This is a genomic window from Rhodococcus sp. NPDC057135, from assembly GCF_042670865.1.
Lineage (GTDB): Bacteria > Actinomycetota > Actinomycetes > Mycobacteriales > Mycobacteriaceae > Rhodococcus_F.
Genome location: NZ_JBHUUU010000019.1, coordinates 89,841 through 104,163 on the forward strand (window position 1 = coordinate 89,841; position 14,323 = coordinate 104,163).

The window sequence follows — 14,323 nt, forward strand, 5'->3', positions numbered from 1 at the left end:
GCCCCTCAATTCACCGCACAATTTTTGGAGGAATCATGTTGGGAATTGCTTTGGGCCTCGGCAGCGCTGCTGTCGGAATCGGCCTCGGACTGCTCGGCGCAGGAGCGGGAATTCTGCTGAGCGACAAGACCGTCAAAACCGCACGACGTGAACTCACCGCCTGACGAGGGCGAGCGCACTGAAAGAGGCGAGCGCACTGAATACCTCGGCGTTGGAGTCAGCACTCGAGTGAACGCCGCGATGCGCCATCCCGCGCACTGGGTGTTCTCACGGGCCACGCGACGACGGGGCGTGCATACGGACGCGGTTGTTCCGACCAGCGCCCAGGATGTGCTCGACAGGTTGACAGCCCTTCGAATAAGCACGTGGAGTTACGGTTTCGACCACAAGTCGATCCGTCACCTGGGTCCGATGGCGCAGGATTTTGCAGCGATTTTCGGCTTGGGATCCAACACCCGTCGTATCTCCGCCGTCGATGCGAACGGCGTGTGCATGGCGAGCATCCAAGCCTTGAACCGCAAAATAGGCGCCCTCGAGACAAAAGTCAGCGCGCTCGAGAAGGAACTCGACACACTGCGCACGAAGACGGGAGAGACGAGAACGGATCGAAATACGTTAGAGATGAACAACAATCACAAATCCTCGGCGCTCGACGAATTCGGCGGTTCCACCGGTCTGTAGTTTGTTCGGTGTGACCGCCCCTGATTCAGACTCCGACTCGGACCCCAACCAGATTGCCGCACTGTTCGACGTGACATCCGACGCTGTCGGAGACGAACACGTCGAACAGGCACTTTCCGAATTCGGCCTTGGCACAACGGAGATCACGGCGACCGCGGCCCGCATCCGGGCCAGTCGGTCGGAATTTCGTCGACTGCGCCGCCGCGAGAACGAATTGGCGGTCCTCTATTCGAGTGCGCGCGAGCTTGCGCAGGTTCGCGACGTCGACACACTGCTGCAGAGACTGGTCAACCGCGCACACGACATCATGGGTACCGACGTCACGTACCTGTCCGAGTTCGACGTGATCACTCGCGACCTGAATGTTCGAAAGACGGCCGGCGCGGTCTCGCCGGAGCTCCAGCATCTGCAGGTTCCTGCGGGCGCCGGCTTGGTCAGCGCGATTGCCGAATCTCGTGCGGCCCAGTGGGTCCAGAACTACAGCGAATACACGCAGTCGCGGCACGACGAGGTGGTCGATGCCGCGATCGTCGCCGAGGGTCTGGTGGCGATTCTCGGTGTGCCGATGCTCTCGGACGGCCAGATCCTCGGCGTCCTGTTTGCCGCCGACCGCCGGGAACGACGATTTACCGCAGATCAGATCGCCCTGCTCTCTGCTCTCGCCGATCACGCCTCGGTAGTCCTGCAAACCGCACGGGCGCTGGACCGGGCCGAGGAATCCGCCGCCGAGACCGGGCGAGCACTCGACGAGCTGCGCGAGCACGTGTCCGCGCGGGACAAATCGAACATCGTCCACCAGGATCTGATCCATGCCGTTCTCCGCGGCGGTGGCTATGCCCAGGTTGCACGAACTCTCAGCAGCGCACTCGAGCGCAGCACCGTCGTCGTCGACAACGAGCTACGCCCTCTCGTGACATCGTCGGGTGAGCAGATCACGACGGTGCCGTTGTCGCTACCTCGCGCCGTGTCCGATGCCATCGACCAGAGTCGCCGCAGTGGCCGATGCACGTTTGTCGCCGATAACAGCGAGACCGTGATCCAACTCGTCAGCGCCGTCACCGCCGGAGAATCATTCCTCGGGGCGATCTTGCTGAATCGATCGGACGCGCCGATCGGACCCGTCGAACTCAGGACCGTGGAACGGGCAGCTCAGGTTACAGCGATTCTCGTGTTGCAACACTCGGCGGCAGCAGCAGCGGATCGGCGCGCACGTGACGAACTGGTCGCCGACCTGTTGAGCACTGCGCCCGAGCGGAGGCGCGATCTCGAACGTCGGACCCGCAACCTCGGTATCTCCCTCGGCGAACTCGACACCGTCCTCGTGGTGTCGGTCGCTCCGGAACTCCGCACCGCGACGCTCCGTGCAATCGGGCAGAGTCTGCCGGTCGGAGCTTTGGCGTCGCAGCACGCCGGATTGATCGCGGTGGTCTCGCGCTCGGGGAACCCTGCAGCCGCGGCGACCGTCGTTCACCGCCAGATCACCGGTTCGGTAGGACCCCACGCTGTAGTGATCGCGCCGGCAACGGCGGAGCGCCCCGAAGAGCTCCCGGCGCGCTTCACCTCTGCGCTGCGCACCGCCCGCCTACTGTCGGCGTTGGGCAAGACCGACGGCGCGGTCACGACTGCGTCGTACCTGCCGTACACCGTTCTGTTCGGCGAGAATCCGGAATCACTCCATCAATTCGTCGACGAAGTAATCGGCCCGGTACTCGCCTACGACCGTGACAAGGACACCGATCTCATGGCGACCCTTCGGGCTCTGGTCCGCAACGACGGCAGCCCGACCAAGGCTGCCCGCGCACTCAACTACCACCCGAACACCGTCGTTCAGCGACTCGACCGCATCCGCACGCTCCTCGGTCACTCGTGGCGTGAAGACGAGAACTTCTTTCGCGTGTCCATGGCGACGAGGCTCGACGAACTTCGAGAAGTGGGAGCCGAAGAGGGTGGAAGCGACATCAACGACAGCGGCGATGGTGCATGACACTACAATTTCGACCGATCGATGTGTTGTGAGCACGTGGTCTGGCAGGCATCAACCTCCCTACTGTGAAGCGGAGCACAGAACCACTTCAGGAGGACGACCCCCCGTGTCATCAACCAACAGCCGATCAACCAACAGCCGATCAACCAACAGCCGATCAACCAACAGCCGCATCGCCGATTTCCGGTCCTACGACGTCGCCGCACGGCGCGCCGAGATCGTTCGCCAGACCGACCTGACCGAAGCAGACATCGCGGTCTACGACGCTGCCGACGGCCTCACCATCGATCAGGCCGATCGCATGGTCGAGAACGTCCTCGGCGTCATCGGCATCCCGGTCGGCGTGGCCACCAACTTCACGATCAACGGCAAGGACTACCTGATCCCCCTCGCCACCGAGGAGCCGTCGGTGGTCGCCGCCGCGAGTAACGCTGCTCGCATCGCACGCGGACTCGGGGGCTTTCACGTCTCGAGCACCCAGCCGATCATGCAAGCCCAGATTCAACTCGTCGACGTAGTGGATCCGGCAGCTGCCCGCATCCGACTCCTCGAGGCACGTGAAGAAATCATTGCACTCGCCAACGAGCAGGACCCGAAGCTGGTCAGCGTCGGCGGTGGTGTGAAGGACATTTCGGTTCGCATCATGTCCTCGGACAAGGCCGCCTACGTCGTCCTCCACCTTCACGTCGATGTACGAGATGCGATGGGCGCCAACGCAGTCAACACGATGGCAGAGGCAATCGCGGATCGAGTAGCCGAGATCGGCGGCGGGCATGTCGTTCTTCGCATTCTCACCAACAAGGCAGATCTGCGGCTGACGCGCGTTCGTGCCGTGTTCGACGCCGAATTGATCGGCGGCGCAAAGGTAGTGGACAACCTGATCCATGCCGCACGCTTGGCAGAGCTGGATCCCTACCGCGCCGCGACACACAACAAGGGCATCATGAACGGCATCAGCGCCGTGGTGTTGGCGACCGGAAACGACACGCGCGCAGTCGAAGCCGGGTGCCATTCCCATGCAGTCAACGCCGACGGAATCTACTCCTCACTCTCGCATTTCGAGAAGAATGCCGACGGCAACATCGTCGGCACCCTCGAGCTACCCATGCCGGTCGGCCTCGTCGGCGGCGCCACCAAGGTGCACCCGGTAGCGCAGGCCGCAATCAAGATGCTCGGCGTCGAGAGCGCCGAAGAACTCGCCGGCATCATTCTGGCAGTTGGCCTCGCACAGAACCTGGCTGCTGTCCGCGTTCTCGCCAGTGAGGGTGTCCAGCGCGGGCACATGGGACTACACGCCCGCAACATCGCTGCCACCGCCGGAGCCCAGAAGAGCGAGATCGACGCCGTGGTTGCACGCCTGATCGCGGACAAGAGCATTCGCGTCGAACATGCCGAGAAGGTTCTCGCCGAGATCCGCGGCGGAAACTGACCACGATGACCGAAACAGTTGCAGGATCAGTGTGGAAGCCGGCGCCTCATCGAGTGTCGGCGACGGATCTACCGACCGCGGTCCGGGTCTACGAAGTCGGACCACGCGACGGACTTCAAGCCGAAACGGCAGTGATCCCGACCGAGACGAAGGCCCAGTTCATCGAACGCCTGGTCGCGGCCGGTTCCCGCACCGTCGAATTGACGAGCTTCGTCTCGCCTCGATGGATCCCGCAACTTGCCGACGCGGAAGAATTGATGGGTCGACTGCACCTGCCGGACTCGGTACGCACGGTCGTCCTTGTCCCGAACCGCAAAGGTCTCGAGCGGGCCGTTGCCGCCGGGGCAAGCGAAGTTGCCGTATTCGTCAGCGCCACAGAAGAATTCGCAAGACGCAACCTCAACTCTACGGTGGACGGCGCAATCGCCGCGGCCGCCGAGGTCACTGCCGCCGCGCGAGCCCTGGGACTTCCCGTCCGCGGGTACATCTCGATGTGCTTCGGCGACCCCTGGGAAGGCGCCGTGCCGGTCGAGCGTGTCGCCGACATCGCGAAAGCATTGATCGACTGCGGTGCCACGTCGCTCTCTCTCGGCGACACCATCGGCGTCGGCACGCCTGGCCATGTGCTCGCCTTACTCGGTGCGATCCGCGAACGTGGCATCCCCACTTCGCAGATCGCGATGCACTTTCACGATACCTACGGCCAGGCACTGTCGAACGTCTACGCGTCGCTGACTGCGGGTGTCTCCGAATTCGACAGTTCCGCAGGCGGTCTCGGACGGTGCCCGTATGCCAAGGGCGCGACCGGAAATCTCGCCACCGAGGACTTGGTGTGGATGCTCCACGGCCTCGGGATCGACACCGGCATCGACCTGGATTCCCTTACCGACACAAGCAGTTGGATGGCGGAACAGATCGGACACCCGAGTCCGTCCCGAGTTGTCAGCGCCCTCCGCGCAGCACGCACCTGACACTCGTCGCGCAAGCCCCTCATCTCGCAAGTCCCCCACCTCGCAAGCCTCTCGCCATGCATGACACTGGAGAAGACTGATGTCACCACCGCAGTCGGCAACGACGCCGACCACCACCACCGAACCGACCGAGCAGCAGACGTACCTCGAAGTCTGGGGCGACACCGTCAACGGTCGACACCTCGCGATCTCCGTCCTGGTCGGCAGTGTCGTCGGCGCTTCGGCCCTTCTCGCGGCCCAGGCACTGTTCGAACGGGTCGTCAGTGAACCGTCGTTGGCCCAGGCGTACAGCCTGCTGGTCGGCATCGCGGCCTGCCTGCTCGCCGGCGTCGTCTGCGGAATCTTCATCAAGCCGAAGAGGATAGTCGCGTTGGCGGCCGCCGACGCGGAGTCGATCGACGGCGTCATCACGATGATGAGTGAACAACGCCAGGGTCTGGGCACTCTCGCCGACATCCCGGAACAGAGCCAACAGGAACTTCGCGAACTCGGTCTGTACGACCATTTCGCCGCCGCCGAGGCAGAGCACGCACCGGCCTCGAACGCACCGGCCGAGCACGCACCGGCCTCGAACGCACCGAAGGACGGTGGGCGCGCATGAGTTCGGTCCTGACCAACGAAATTCTGATTGCCGTTCTCTTCGGCATCATCGGCGCGGTCGCATTCACGTTCATCGGATTGATTTCCGGCACGGACGAGACCGCCACCATCGCGCCACTGACGCTGCTCGTGATCCTGCTCGGCGCTCCCCCGGCCGCGGTGTTCACGTTCTTCCTCTCCGGCGCGATCGCCAAACACATGACGCACGCGGTGCCGACGATGCTGCTGGGCATTCCCGGTGACACGATGGCGATTCCGCTTTTGCCGGAGGCGCAGATGATGCGCTCACTCGGCATCCCGCACATCGCACTCCGCAAGGCGATCTCGGGAGCAGTGATCTCGGCGTTCGTCGCTGTGCCGGTTGCCGTGCTGTTCGCGACCATCCTCGCGCCGTTCGCCGATACCGTTCAATCGATAGCACCCTGGCTGTTCCTGGTCGCCGCCATCGGTATCGCCTACGCCTCGCCGGGCCGCTGGGCCGGGGTCGTCGCTCTCGTTCCCTTCGTGATCTTGATCCTCGGCGCCCGCGCGTTGACGTCGAATTACGATGTGTCGCTCAACATCAGCTACTTCCTTGCCATCGCAGTCGGGCCGCTGATCGCGGACCTCGCACTGACCTTGGGTCCGTCGACCCGTAAGGACATGGAGCGCAGTGAACCCAAAACTGTTGCACTGGCCCCGGACATCAAAGGGTGGAAGGGATACTTCCCCAATCCCCTGAAGGTCCTCGATCGCAAGCAGATCGGTTACACCGCAGCCGCTTCCACGGTATCGAGCGCAACATTCGTCTTCAGCCCCGTCGCCATGACCGTTCTGATGGGTGAGCTGGTAGGTGCGCGAATCAAGAACGGCTATCACCGACTGACCACGATGGTCTCGGCGAAAAACGGTACTACGGAATCCACCTACATCGCAGAAACCCTCATCCCGCTCGTCGCGTTCGGCCTTCCGCTCAGCCCGCTCGCGGCAGGTCCCGCGGCACCTCTCTTCAACGCTCCGCCGGTTTTCGAGACCAATCAGGAAACCGGAGTGATCAACAATCTCTCCACGTACCTGACGCAGTGGGAGTTCCTGCTCTACGGCCTGCTGGCAGTGGTCACGGCAACGGTCATCGCATATCCGTTTGCCATGAACTACGCGTACCGCGCAGCGTCAGCGGTGGTCAAGCACATCAGTCACGAAGCTGTGATCGCGGTGTTCACGGGACTCGTCGTCGTCATCAGCATCTGGGAGGGCGGCATCCTGGGCCTCCTGATCACCGTGACCGTCGGCTTGGTCGGTGGCCTTCTCGGGCGTCTGTTCAAGATTCACGGCGGTGTCCTGTTCATGGGTTACTACGTCGCCCTGTTCAGCGTTCCGGCACTGATCAACCTCTTCTGAATCGCTCGACACCACCAGCCCGTGCGGACCTGCAAACACTGCGGGTCCGCACGGGTTACGTGACTTCTCCGAGCGTCAGCGAGACCGTTCGATTCCGGTCGAGTTTCTTCGCTTCGTACAAGGCTTCGTCGGCGCCGTCGACCAGTTGCGTCAGATCTGCGTCGCCGTGAGGTGAACACGCGACACCGATGCTGACGGTCGGCCCGAAGTCGCCCAACACTGCTGACGAATTCTCCGCCTGCGCGCGTCGAATCATCTCGGCCGTTGCGGTTGCACCTTCCAGATCGACACCTGTCATCAAAACGACGAACTCCTCGCCGCCCAAGCGGGCGAACAGATGCTTGTCGTCGAGGTTCCGCCGGACCTGGTCGGCAAAACTCACCAACGCGGTGTCGCCGGCGCGGTGACCGAGGTTGTCGTTCACCAGCTTGAAGTGATCCAGATCCATCATCAGGACGCTGACCGGACGTCCGGAGCGTCGACGCGGATCGGTCGCACCCGTCACGCCGCCGCCTCGCCGGAAGAACTCGTCCCGACGCAACGCACCGGTGAGGTCGTCGTGGGTCACGGCTTGCGTCAGCGCTTCGAGCGCGCGGCGGCGCTCGAGGATCACACATGCCACCGCGATCGGCGCTACCGCCAGCAGCGACAATCCGATCTGGACCGACGCACTGACGGGCGAGAGGCCTTCGCTGGACAATCCGAGATGACCGTCGGCCGTCAGCACCAACGTCCAGGCAGTTGATACCGCTGTGAGCATCGACGTGACAAAAACATTGGTGAGCAAGGCTGCAGTCACGAGCGCGGGCATGGCGAACGCGATCGCTCCGGCTCCGCCGATCACCCACTCCAAAATGATGCAGACCGCCAGGAGCGCTGTCGGAACGAGCGATCGACGCACAAGTGCGGCAACGGCTTTCGGGTCTCGATCAACTCGCCGAAGCGAGGGGAACGTCAGCACCAATGGGACGATGGTCATGTAGTTGACGAACTCACTCGAGAACCAGAGCAACCAGCCGTCCCACCACTGTCCGCCGAACAGCACGCGGTTTGCGATTCCGCCGACGAGCGCTGCCATCGACGCGCCGACGACCGTCATCGACACGAGATATCCGACAGACTGAATACTGGTCAGACGACGATCCTCACCGTCAACCCAGCGAAAGGCGTAGAAGGCGCTCGCGACCCCGACGATGTTGGCCGCGTTGAGCCACACCGTGGACTCCCACGCCCCGCCGGTGATCAGGTCGGCTCCGACATAACCTGCCACTGCGCAGATCCAGGTGAGCGGTGTCGCGGAACGCGGTGACCGAAAGAGAATCCCGAGCAGCAGCGCGTTGGCCGGCCAGAAGACAGCAAGCGTGCCGGGTAGGCGGCTCAGAATTCCGACCAGGCACGAGACGAAGACGACAACACCGATGAGCACTGCGCGGCGTACGGCCGATGACGACAATCTTCCGACCGTACTCACCACCTACATTCGACTGACCAACTCACAATTCGACAACCACGATCGGGTGACTCGGGCCCAGGACTCTGGGTCGCCCAAGACGCCGGCCGAAATATACCGACCGGAATCGTACGCGAGGGACGCCGAATTCCAGGCGCCCCGCTGTGCCTTGGCTATCGATGCAGACAAATCGGATGTTACGGCTCTAGTTGGCCAAATGAGACTTGCCGAGCGCGGCCCAAGCGGTCTGAGCAAACTCTCGGGCACTCACGCTGCCGCTACCGGCCGGCATTGCTCCGACAAGGGGGACGCCGCTGACCGAGACCAGATCCTCGCGATTACACCTCTCGGCCAGGTCCGGTTCCTGCGGCCACGAACCGATCACCAACCCGGCGCAGTCCACGCCGGATGCCCCGAGCGCTTCCACTGTCAGAGCAGTGTGATTGAGCGTGCCCAGGCCGGAGGCGACCACCAGCAAGACCGGCGCTGACAAAGCCGCGGCAAGATCACGCGCGGTGAATCCGTCCGTCCCCAACCGGACCAGCAAGCCGCCGGCGCCTTCGATCAGAGTCAGGTCGTGAGTGGCGTCCAGGTCGGAAGCGACCCGGACCACGTCGTCGAGCGCCAACAACGGGAGACCACTTCTACGCGCAGCAGTATCGGGCGCCAAAGGTTCGGGATACCGCGCCAACTCGACCAGCGTCACACCGCCACCGGTCAGACGGTCGACCTCGGCCAGATCACCCGCACCGTCCACGTCGACGCCCGTCTGCGCTGGTTTGAGCACAGCGACCGACTTTCCGGACTGCAGGGCCACCGAGGCCAGTGCTGCCGTCACCACAGTTTTCCCCACGTCGGTCGACGTTCCGGTGACCACGAGAATGCTCATGCGCGGGCACCTGCCAATACTTCGCGTAGTACGAGTGAGATCTGCTCCATCTCGGAAGGAGACAGCGTCGCTCGTGCGGTCAGACGCAGCCGTGACGTCCCTTCCGGTACCGACGGTGGCCGGAAGCATCCGACATGCAGCCCCTGGTCCCGGCACGCCGACGCGGCATCGAACGCCCGTTGCGGATCACCGAGAACGACCGAGACGACGGCAGATTCAGGCGATGGGGCCCCGGTGACGTCGGCGAGTTCGGTCGCCCGGGCAAGGACGTCGAGCGCTCGCGTCGGCTCGCGCTGGAGGACGGCGAGTGCAGCCCTGGCCGCGCCGACGGCAGCCGGTGCGAGACCGGTGTCGAAGATGAACGTTCTTGCCGCGTCGATGAGATGCGCGCGGATCTTGTTGTCGCCGAGCACAACTCCGCCCTGGCTGGCGAGCGACTTCGACAACGTCGCCGTCACGACGACGTCGGGTTCACCGGCCAAGCCCGACTCGTGAACGAGTCCGCGTCCACCGGCACCGCGCACACCGATACCGTGCGCCTCGTCGACCAGCAGAATCGCGCCGTGTTCGCGGCACACCTGATGCATCTCCCGCAGCGGAGCGAGATCTCCGTCGGCACTGAAGACCGAATCGGTGACGACCAGCGCTCGCTGTTCGGATCTGGTGCGCAGCGTGTCGGCGAGAAAGTTCACGTCCGAATGCGGGGCAACTGCTATCCGCGCGCGTGAGAGTCGGCAGGCATCCACGAGCGAGGCGTGTGATCCTGCGTCGGAGACGATCAACGACCCGGGCCCCGAGAGGGCCGTCACCGCGCCGAGATTGGCGGTGTATCCGGAGGAGAAGACGAGCCCGGAGTCCGCCCCGACGAACTCGGCCAGTTCGACTTCGAGCAGTTCGTGTTCGGTGGTGGTGCCGGTGACCAGACGCGAACCCGTGGCGCCTGCGCCCCAACGGCGCAGAGCCGCCGTTGCGCCCTCGATCACGTCGGGGTGCCGTACGAGTCCGAGGTAGTCGTTCGACGCCAGGTCGATCAGCGGGGAGTCGACCGTGCGCGGACGGAGTTCGCGGCGCAGTCCAGCGGCCCTACGGTCCGCTTCGACGGCAGTGAGCCAATTCAGCGAGGTGTTCACTTTTCCGACCATACTTGAACACCGTTCAACTCAATGGTTAGGGTGCATCCGTGCTCACAACCGGACTTGATCCTCATGACGTCTCCGCCATCGATGCCGATGTCCTCTGGCATCCGTACGGATCGTTTCCCGCGTCGACTCGTCCGCTGATCGTCGACTCTGCCCAGGGGGCCACCCTCACGCTCTCCGACGGCCGGCGACTCGTCGACGGGATGAGCTCGTGGTGGGCCGCCATTCACGGCTACCGCAATCCCGTACTCGACGCCGCCGCCGCGCGGCAACTGGGCAAGATGAGCCATGTCATGTTCGGCGGACTGACGCACGAACCCGCCGCTCGCCTCGGGCGAATGCTCGTCGACATCACACCACCTCACCTCGACAAGGTGTTCCTCTCCGATTCCGGTTCGGTGGCCGTCGAAGTCGCAGTCAAGATGTGCCTGCAGTACTGGCGGAGCCTCGGAAAGCCGTCGAAAAATCGTTTGATGACCTGGCGCGGCGGATATCACGGTGACACATTCACTCCCATGAGCGTCTGCGATCCCGACGGCGGCATGCACTCTCTCTGGACCGACGTCCTTCGCCCTCAGGTCTTCGCCCAGACACCCCCGGCGGACTATCTCCCCGAGTACGTGCAGGAGTTGGAAGCGCTGCTGGCGGAGCATCACGACGAGCTGGCCGCAGTGATCGTCGAACCGGTAGTCCAAGGCGCCGGCGGAATGCGCTTCCACGACCCCGCGTACCTGATCGACCTCCGTAACCTCTGCGACAAGTACCAAGTCCTCTTGGTCTTCGACGAGATCGCCACCGGATTCGGACGCACCGGAGAACTGTTCGCCGCCGATCACGCCGGCGTCAGTCCCGACGTCATGTGCGTCGGCAAAGCACTGACCGGCGGGTACATGAGTCTGGCGGCAACGCTGTGCACCACGGAGATAGCGGAGACCATCACCGCCGGTGAGGGCGGCGGGCTGATGCACGGCCCCACCTTCATGGGCAATCCACTGGCGTGCGCCGTCGCGGTGGCGTCGACCGAACTCCTACTCGCGATGGACTGGCGGCGTGACGTCGCCGCCCTCGAACATGGTCTCGCTCGCGGCCTCGCCGAAGCCGTCACCATCGCCGGGGTTGTCGACGTCCGGGTCAAAGGCGGAATCGGAGTGATCGAACTCGAGCAGCCGGTCGACATGCAGAGCGCGACCGATGCAGCCGTCGACGCCGGAGTCTGGCTACGACCGTTCCGAAACCTCGTTTACGCGATGCCGCCCTACCTCTGTTCGGAGGCAGAGGTGGAACAGATCACAGCCGGAATGCTTGCAACCGCCCGCAGCCAGGCAAAACGGTGATCAGAGGCGTAGACAGTCGACGAGATTCGATCGGCTGCACCCGATAGGGTCTGATTCATGGATCAACCGCCGAGCGCGCCCTCAGCCACTCCCATCCCGGTATGGCCTGGCAGTGCGTACCCACTCGGTGCAACCTACGACGGCGCGGGAACCAATTTCTCGCTCTTCTCCGAGGTCGCCGAAGCTGTCGAACTGTGCCTGATTGCCAAGGACGGAACCGAAACCCGCATCAGGATGGACGAGGTCGACGGTTACGTCTGGCATGCGTACCTTCCGTCGGTATCCCCCGGTCAGCGATACGGCTACCGCGTGCACGGGCCGTACGATCCGGCGGCAGGTCTGCGATGCGATCCGAGCAAGCTCCTGCTGGACCCGTACGGAAAAGCGTTCGACGGAGATTTCGACGGAGATCGTTCGCTGTTCTCCTACGACGTCGAGTCGGCGGGTGATCCCGATACTTCGGCTGACGACGACACTCCTGCAGTGGAGTCGGAAGAAGCGACCGACGGGACGAGTTCGGAAGCCGAATCGGCCGAAGCTGAACCGACTGAAGGCGTGTCGACTGAAGCTACATCGACCGAGGTGGACCTCGAGGACGAAGACGAGGACTCCACCGGCGATCAAGAGTCGGACGAGGTCCTGGGCTCCGACCCCGAACCCTTCGACCCGGAACCGCTGGTCGACGAACCCGCCACCATCCCTTTCCCCCAACATGATTCGCTCGGTCACACGATGTCGACCGTCGTCATCAATCCGTTCTTCGACTGGGCATCCGACCGCTCACCGAAGCGTCCGTACCACGAGACGGTCATCTACGAAGCGCACGTCAAGGGCATGACCGCAACGCACCCCGGAGTTCCGGAGGAGTTGCGCGGCACCTACGCCGGACTCGCGCATCCGGTGATCATCGAGCACCTCACCAATCTGGGTGTCACGGCGATCGAACTGATGCCGGTCCACCAGTTCATGCACGACCAGGTGCTGCTCGACCAGGGGCTGCGAAACTACTGGGGTTACAACACCTTCGGCTTCCTCGCTCCGCACACCGACTACTCCTCGGCAGCAAAACCCGATGCGGCCGTAGCGGAATTCAAGGCCATGGTGCGCAGCTTCCACCAGGCGGGTATCGAAGTGATCCTCGACGTGGTCTACAACCACACCGCCGAGGGCAACCACATGGGACCGACCATCAGCTTCCGCGGAATCGACAATGCCGCCTACTACCGCCTGGTCGACGGCGACGAAGCGCACTACATGGACTACACCGGAACGGGCAACAGCCTCAACGCCCGTCATCCGCACACCCTGCAGCTGATCATGGACTCGCTGCGGTACTGGGTCACGGAAATGCATGTCGACGGTTTCCGCTTCGACCTCGCCTCCACACTCGCCCGTGAACTGCACGACGTGGACCGGCTCTCCGCCTTCTTCGATCTGGTGCAACAGGATCCGATCGTCAGTCAGGTGAAGCTGATCGCCGAGCCGTGGGACGTCGGCGAAGGCGGTTACCAGGTCGGCAACTTCCCCGGCCTGTGGACCGAGTGGAACGGCAAGTACCGCGATACCGTCCGCGACTACTGGCGCGGTGAGCCGGCGACCCTGGGCGAGTTCGCTTCCCGCCTCACTGGTTCCTCTGATCTCTACGAGGCAACCGGACGACGCCCCGGCGCGAGCATCAATTTTGTCATCGCCCACGACGGTTTCACCCTGCACGATCTCGTCTCGTACAACGAGAAGCACAACGAAGCCAACGGCGAGAACAACAACGACGGCGAGTCACACAACCGATCCTGGAACTGCGGCGTCGAAGGCCCCACGGACGACCCGGAGATTCTCGAACTGCGTGGACGCCAGAGCCGGAACATTCTCGCAACGCTGATGCTCAGTCAAGGCACCCCGATGCTGGCTCACGGTGACGAGATGGGTCGAACTCAGCAGGGCAACAACAACGTCTACTGCCAGGATTCGGAACTTTCCTGGATGGATTGGACTCTCGCGGAAACCAACGCGGACCTCGTCGAGTTCACCAAGCGCGCAATTGCCTTGCGCGCCAAGAACCCGGTCTTCCGGCGTCGTCGATTCTTCGAGGGCCGACCCATTCGAAGTGGCGATCAGAGTCGCGACATAGCCTGGCTCACGCCGTCAGGCGAGGAAATGACTCCGGCCGACTGGGACAGCGGTTTCGGCAAGTCGTTGGCTGTCTTTCTCAACGGCGACGCGATCCCGGAACCGAACTACCGCGGCGAGCGCGTCACCGGAGATTCGTTCCTCCTCTGTTTCAACGCCCACTACGAGGATCTCGAATTCTCCACCCCCAACGCGGACTACGCGTCGGAGTGGACCGTCGTGCTCGACACGTCGGTCCCGACCGGTGAGAGCGACACCGTGATCAAAGCCGGCACAACGTTGGATGTAAAAGCGCGAGCATTGACGGTACTTCGCAGAACCGCCTGAGGGAGACGTGCA

General features: G+C 63.4%; 12 protein-coding genes. 9 read left to right on the forward strand and 3 right to left on the reverse strand.

The annotated features are described in order from the left end of the window. Positions 1 to 35 precede the first annotated feature (35 nt). The 7 genes from ACFT1A_RS27780 to ACFT1A_RS27810 all read left to right on the forward strand — a co-directional run bounded on the left by ACFT1A_RS27780 (position 36) and on the right by ACFT1A_RS27810 (position 7,045). Positions 36 to 164, forward strand: coding sequence for a hypothetical protein (locus ACFT1A_RS27780; RefSeq protein ID WP_003941742.1), 129 nt, complete (start codon positions 36 to 38; stop codon positions 162 to 164). After that, positions 148 to 681 (forward strand): tail fiber domain-containing protein, encoded by a 534-nt coding sequence (locus tag ACFT1A_RS27785; protein WP_378449621.1) that lies wholly within the window; start codon positions 148 to 150, stop codon positions 679 to 681. Before ACFT1A_RS27780 ends, ACFT1A_RS27785 begins: the two co-directional genes overlap by 17 nt. 10 nt (positions 682 to 691) lie before the next feature. Further along, positions 692 to 2,665, forward strand: a complete 1,974-nt coding sequence (locus ACFT1A_RS27790; protein WP_378449622.1) for a helix-turn-helix domain-containing protein — start codon at positions 692 to 694, stop codon at positions 2,663 to 2,665. A gap of 106 nt (positions 2,666 to 2,771) precedes the next feature. After that, positions 2,772 to 4,094, forward strand: coding sequence for a hydroxymethylglutaryl-CoA reductase, degradative (locus ACFT1A_RS27795; RefSeq protein WP_378449623.1), 1,323 nt, complete (start codon positions 2,772 to 2,774; stop codon positions 4,092 to 4,094). A gap of 5 nt (positions 4,095 to 4,099) precedes the next feature. Next, positions 4,100 to 5,065 (forward strand): hydroxymethylglutaryl-CoA lyase, encoded by a 966-nt coding sequence (locus ACFT1A_RS27800; RefSeq protein ID WP_378449624.1) that lies wholly within the window; start codon positions 4,100 to 4,102, stop codon positions 5,063 to 5,065. Positions 5,066 to 5,144: 79 nt separating this feature from the next. Beyond that, on the forward strand, positions 5,145 to 5,666 hold the full coding sequence (locus ACFT1A_RS27805; RefSeq protein ID WP_378449625.1) for a hypothetical protein: 522 nt from the start codon (positions 5,145 to 5,147) through the stop codon (positions 5,664 to 5,666). Further along, a complete protein-coding gene (locus ACFT1A_RS27810) occupies positions 5,663 to 7,045 on the forward strand; it encodes a tripartite tricarboxylate transporter permease (protein WP_317826397.1) in 1,383 nt (460 codons plus the stop codon). Before ACFT1A_RS27805 ends, ACFT1A_RS27810 begins: the two co-directional genes overlap by 4 nt. Before the next feature lie 55 nt (positions 7,046 to 7,100). Here the strand turns inward: ACFT1A_RS27810 and ACFT1A_RS27815 are convergent, their stop codons facing one another. The 3 genes from ACFT1A_RS27815 to ACFT1A_RS27825 form a co-directional block, all read right to left on the reverse strand. After that, positions 7,101 to 8,516: a diguanylate cyclase gene (locus ACFT1A_RS27815; protein ID WP_378449626.1), complete on the reverse strand. Its 1,416-nt coding sequence runs from the start codon at positions 8,514 to 8,516 to the stop codon at positions 7,101 to 7,103. Between the two features lie 184 nt (positions 8,517 to 8,700). Further along, the gene (gene bioD, locus ACFT1A_RS27820; protein ID WP_378449627.1) at positions 8,701 to 9,384 is read right to left on the reverse strand and encodes a dethiobiotin synthase; all 684 of its coding nucleotides are present in this window, start codon (positions 9,382 to 9,384) and stop codon (positions 8,701 to 8,703) included. Continuing rightward, on the reverse strand, positions 9,381 to 10,526 hold the full coding sequence (locus ACFT1A_RS27825; RefSeq protein WP_378449628.1) for an 8-amino-7-oxononanoate synthase: 1,146 nt from the start codon (positions 10,524 to 10,526) through the stop codon (positions 9,381 to 9,383). Before ACFT1A_RS27825 ends, bioD begins: the two co-directional genes overlap by 4 nt. A 38-nt stretch (positions 10,527 to 10,564) precedes the next feature. Here ACFT1A_RS27825 and ACFT1A_RS27830 point away from each other — a divergent pair, with 38 nt between their 5' ends. Together ACFT1A_RS27830 and glgX are read left to right on the forward strand one after the other, a co-directional pair. Next, complete coding sequence (locus ACFT1A_RS27830; protein ID WP_378449629.1) at positions 10,565 to 11,857, forward strand: adenosylmethionine--8-amino-7-oxononanoate transaminase; 1,293 nt, start codon at positions 10,565 to 10,567, stop codon at positions 11,855 to 11,857. A gap of 57 nt (positions 11,858 to 11,914) precedes the next feature. After that, on the forward strand, positions 11,915 to 14,311 hold the full coding sequence (gene glgX / locus ACFT1A_RS27835) for a glycogen debranching protein GlgX (protein ID WP_378449630.1): 2,397 nt from the start codon (positions 11,915 to 11,917) through the stop codon (positions 14,309 to 14,311). Positions 14,312 to 14,323: the final 12 nt, after the last annotated feature.

Bases quoted from the DNA above. Each gene is read 5' to 3' on its own strand.
- ACFT1A_RS27780 (WP_003941742.1), top strand. From the start codon at position 36: ATGTTGGGAATTGCTTTGGGCCTCGGCAGCGCTGCTGTCGGAATCGGC.
- ACFT1A_RS27800 (WP_378449624.1), top strand. From the start codon at position 4,100: ATGACCGAAACAGTTGCAGGATCAGTGTGGAAGCCGGCGCCTCATCGA.
- ACFT1A_RS27805 (WP_378449625.1), top strand. From the start codon at position 5,145: ATGTCACCACCGCAGTCGGCAACGACGCCGACCACCACCACCGAACCG.
- ACFT1A_RS27810 (WP_317826397.1), top strand. From the start codon at position 5,663: ATGAGTTCGGTCCTGACCAACGAAATTCTGATTGCCGTTCTCTTCGGC.
- bioD (WP_378449627.1), bottom strand. From the start codon at position 9,384: ATGAGCATTCTCGTGGTCACCGGAACGTCGACCGACGTGGGGAAAACT.
- ACFT1A_RS27825 (WP_378449628.1), bottom strand. From the start codon at position 10,526: ATGGTCGGAAAAGTGAACACCTCGCTGAATTGGCTCACTGCCGTCGAA.
- glgX (WP_378449630.1), top strand. From the start codon at position 11,915: ATGGATCAACCGCCGAGCGCGCCCTCAGCCACTCCCATCCCGGTATGG.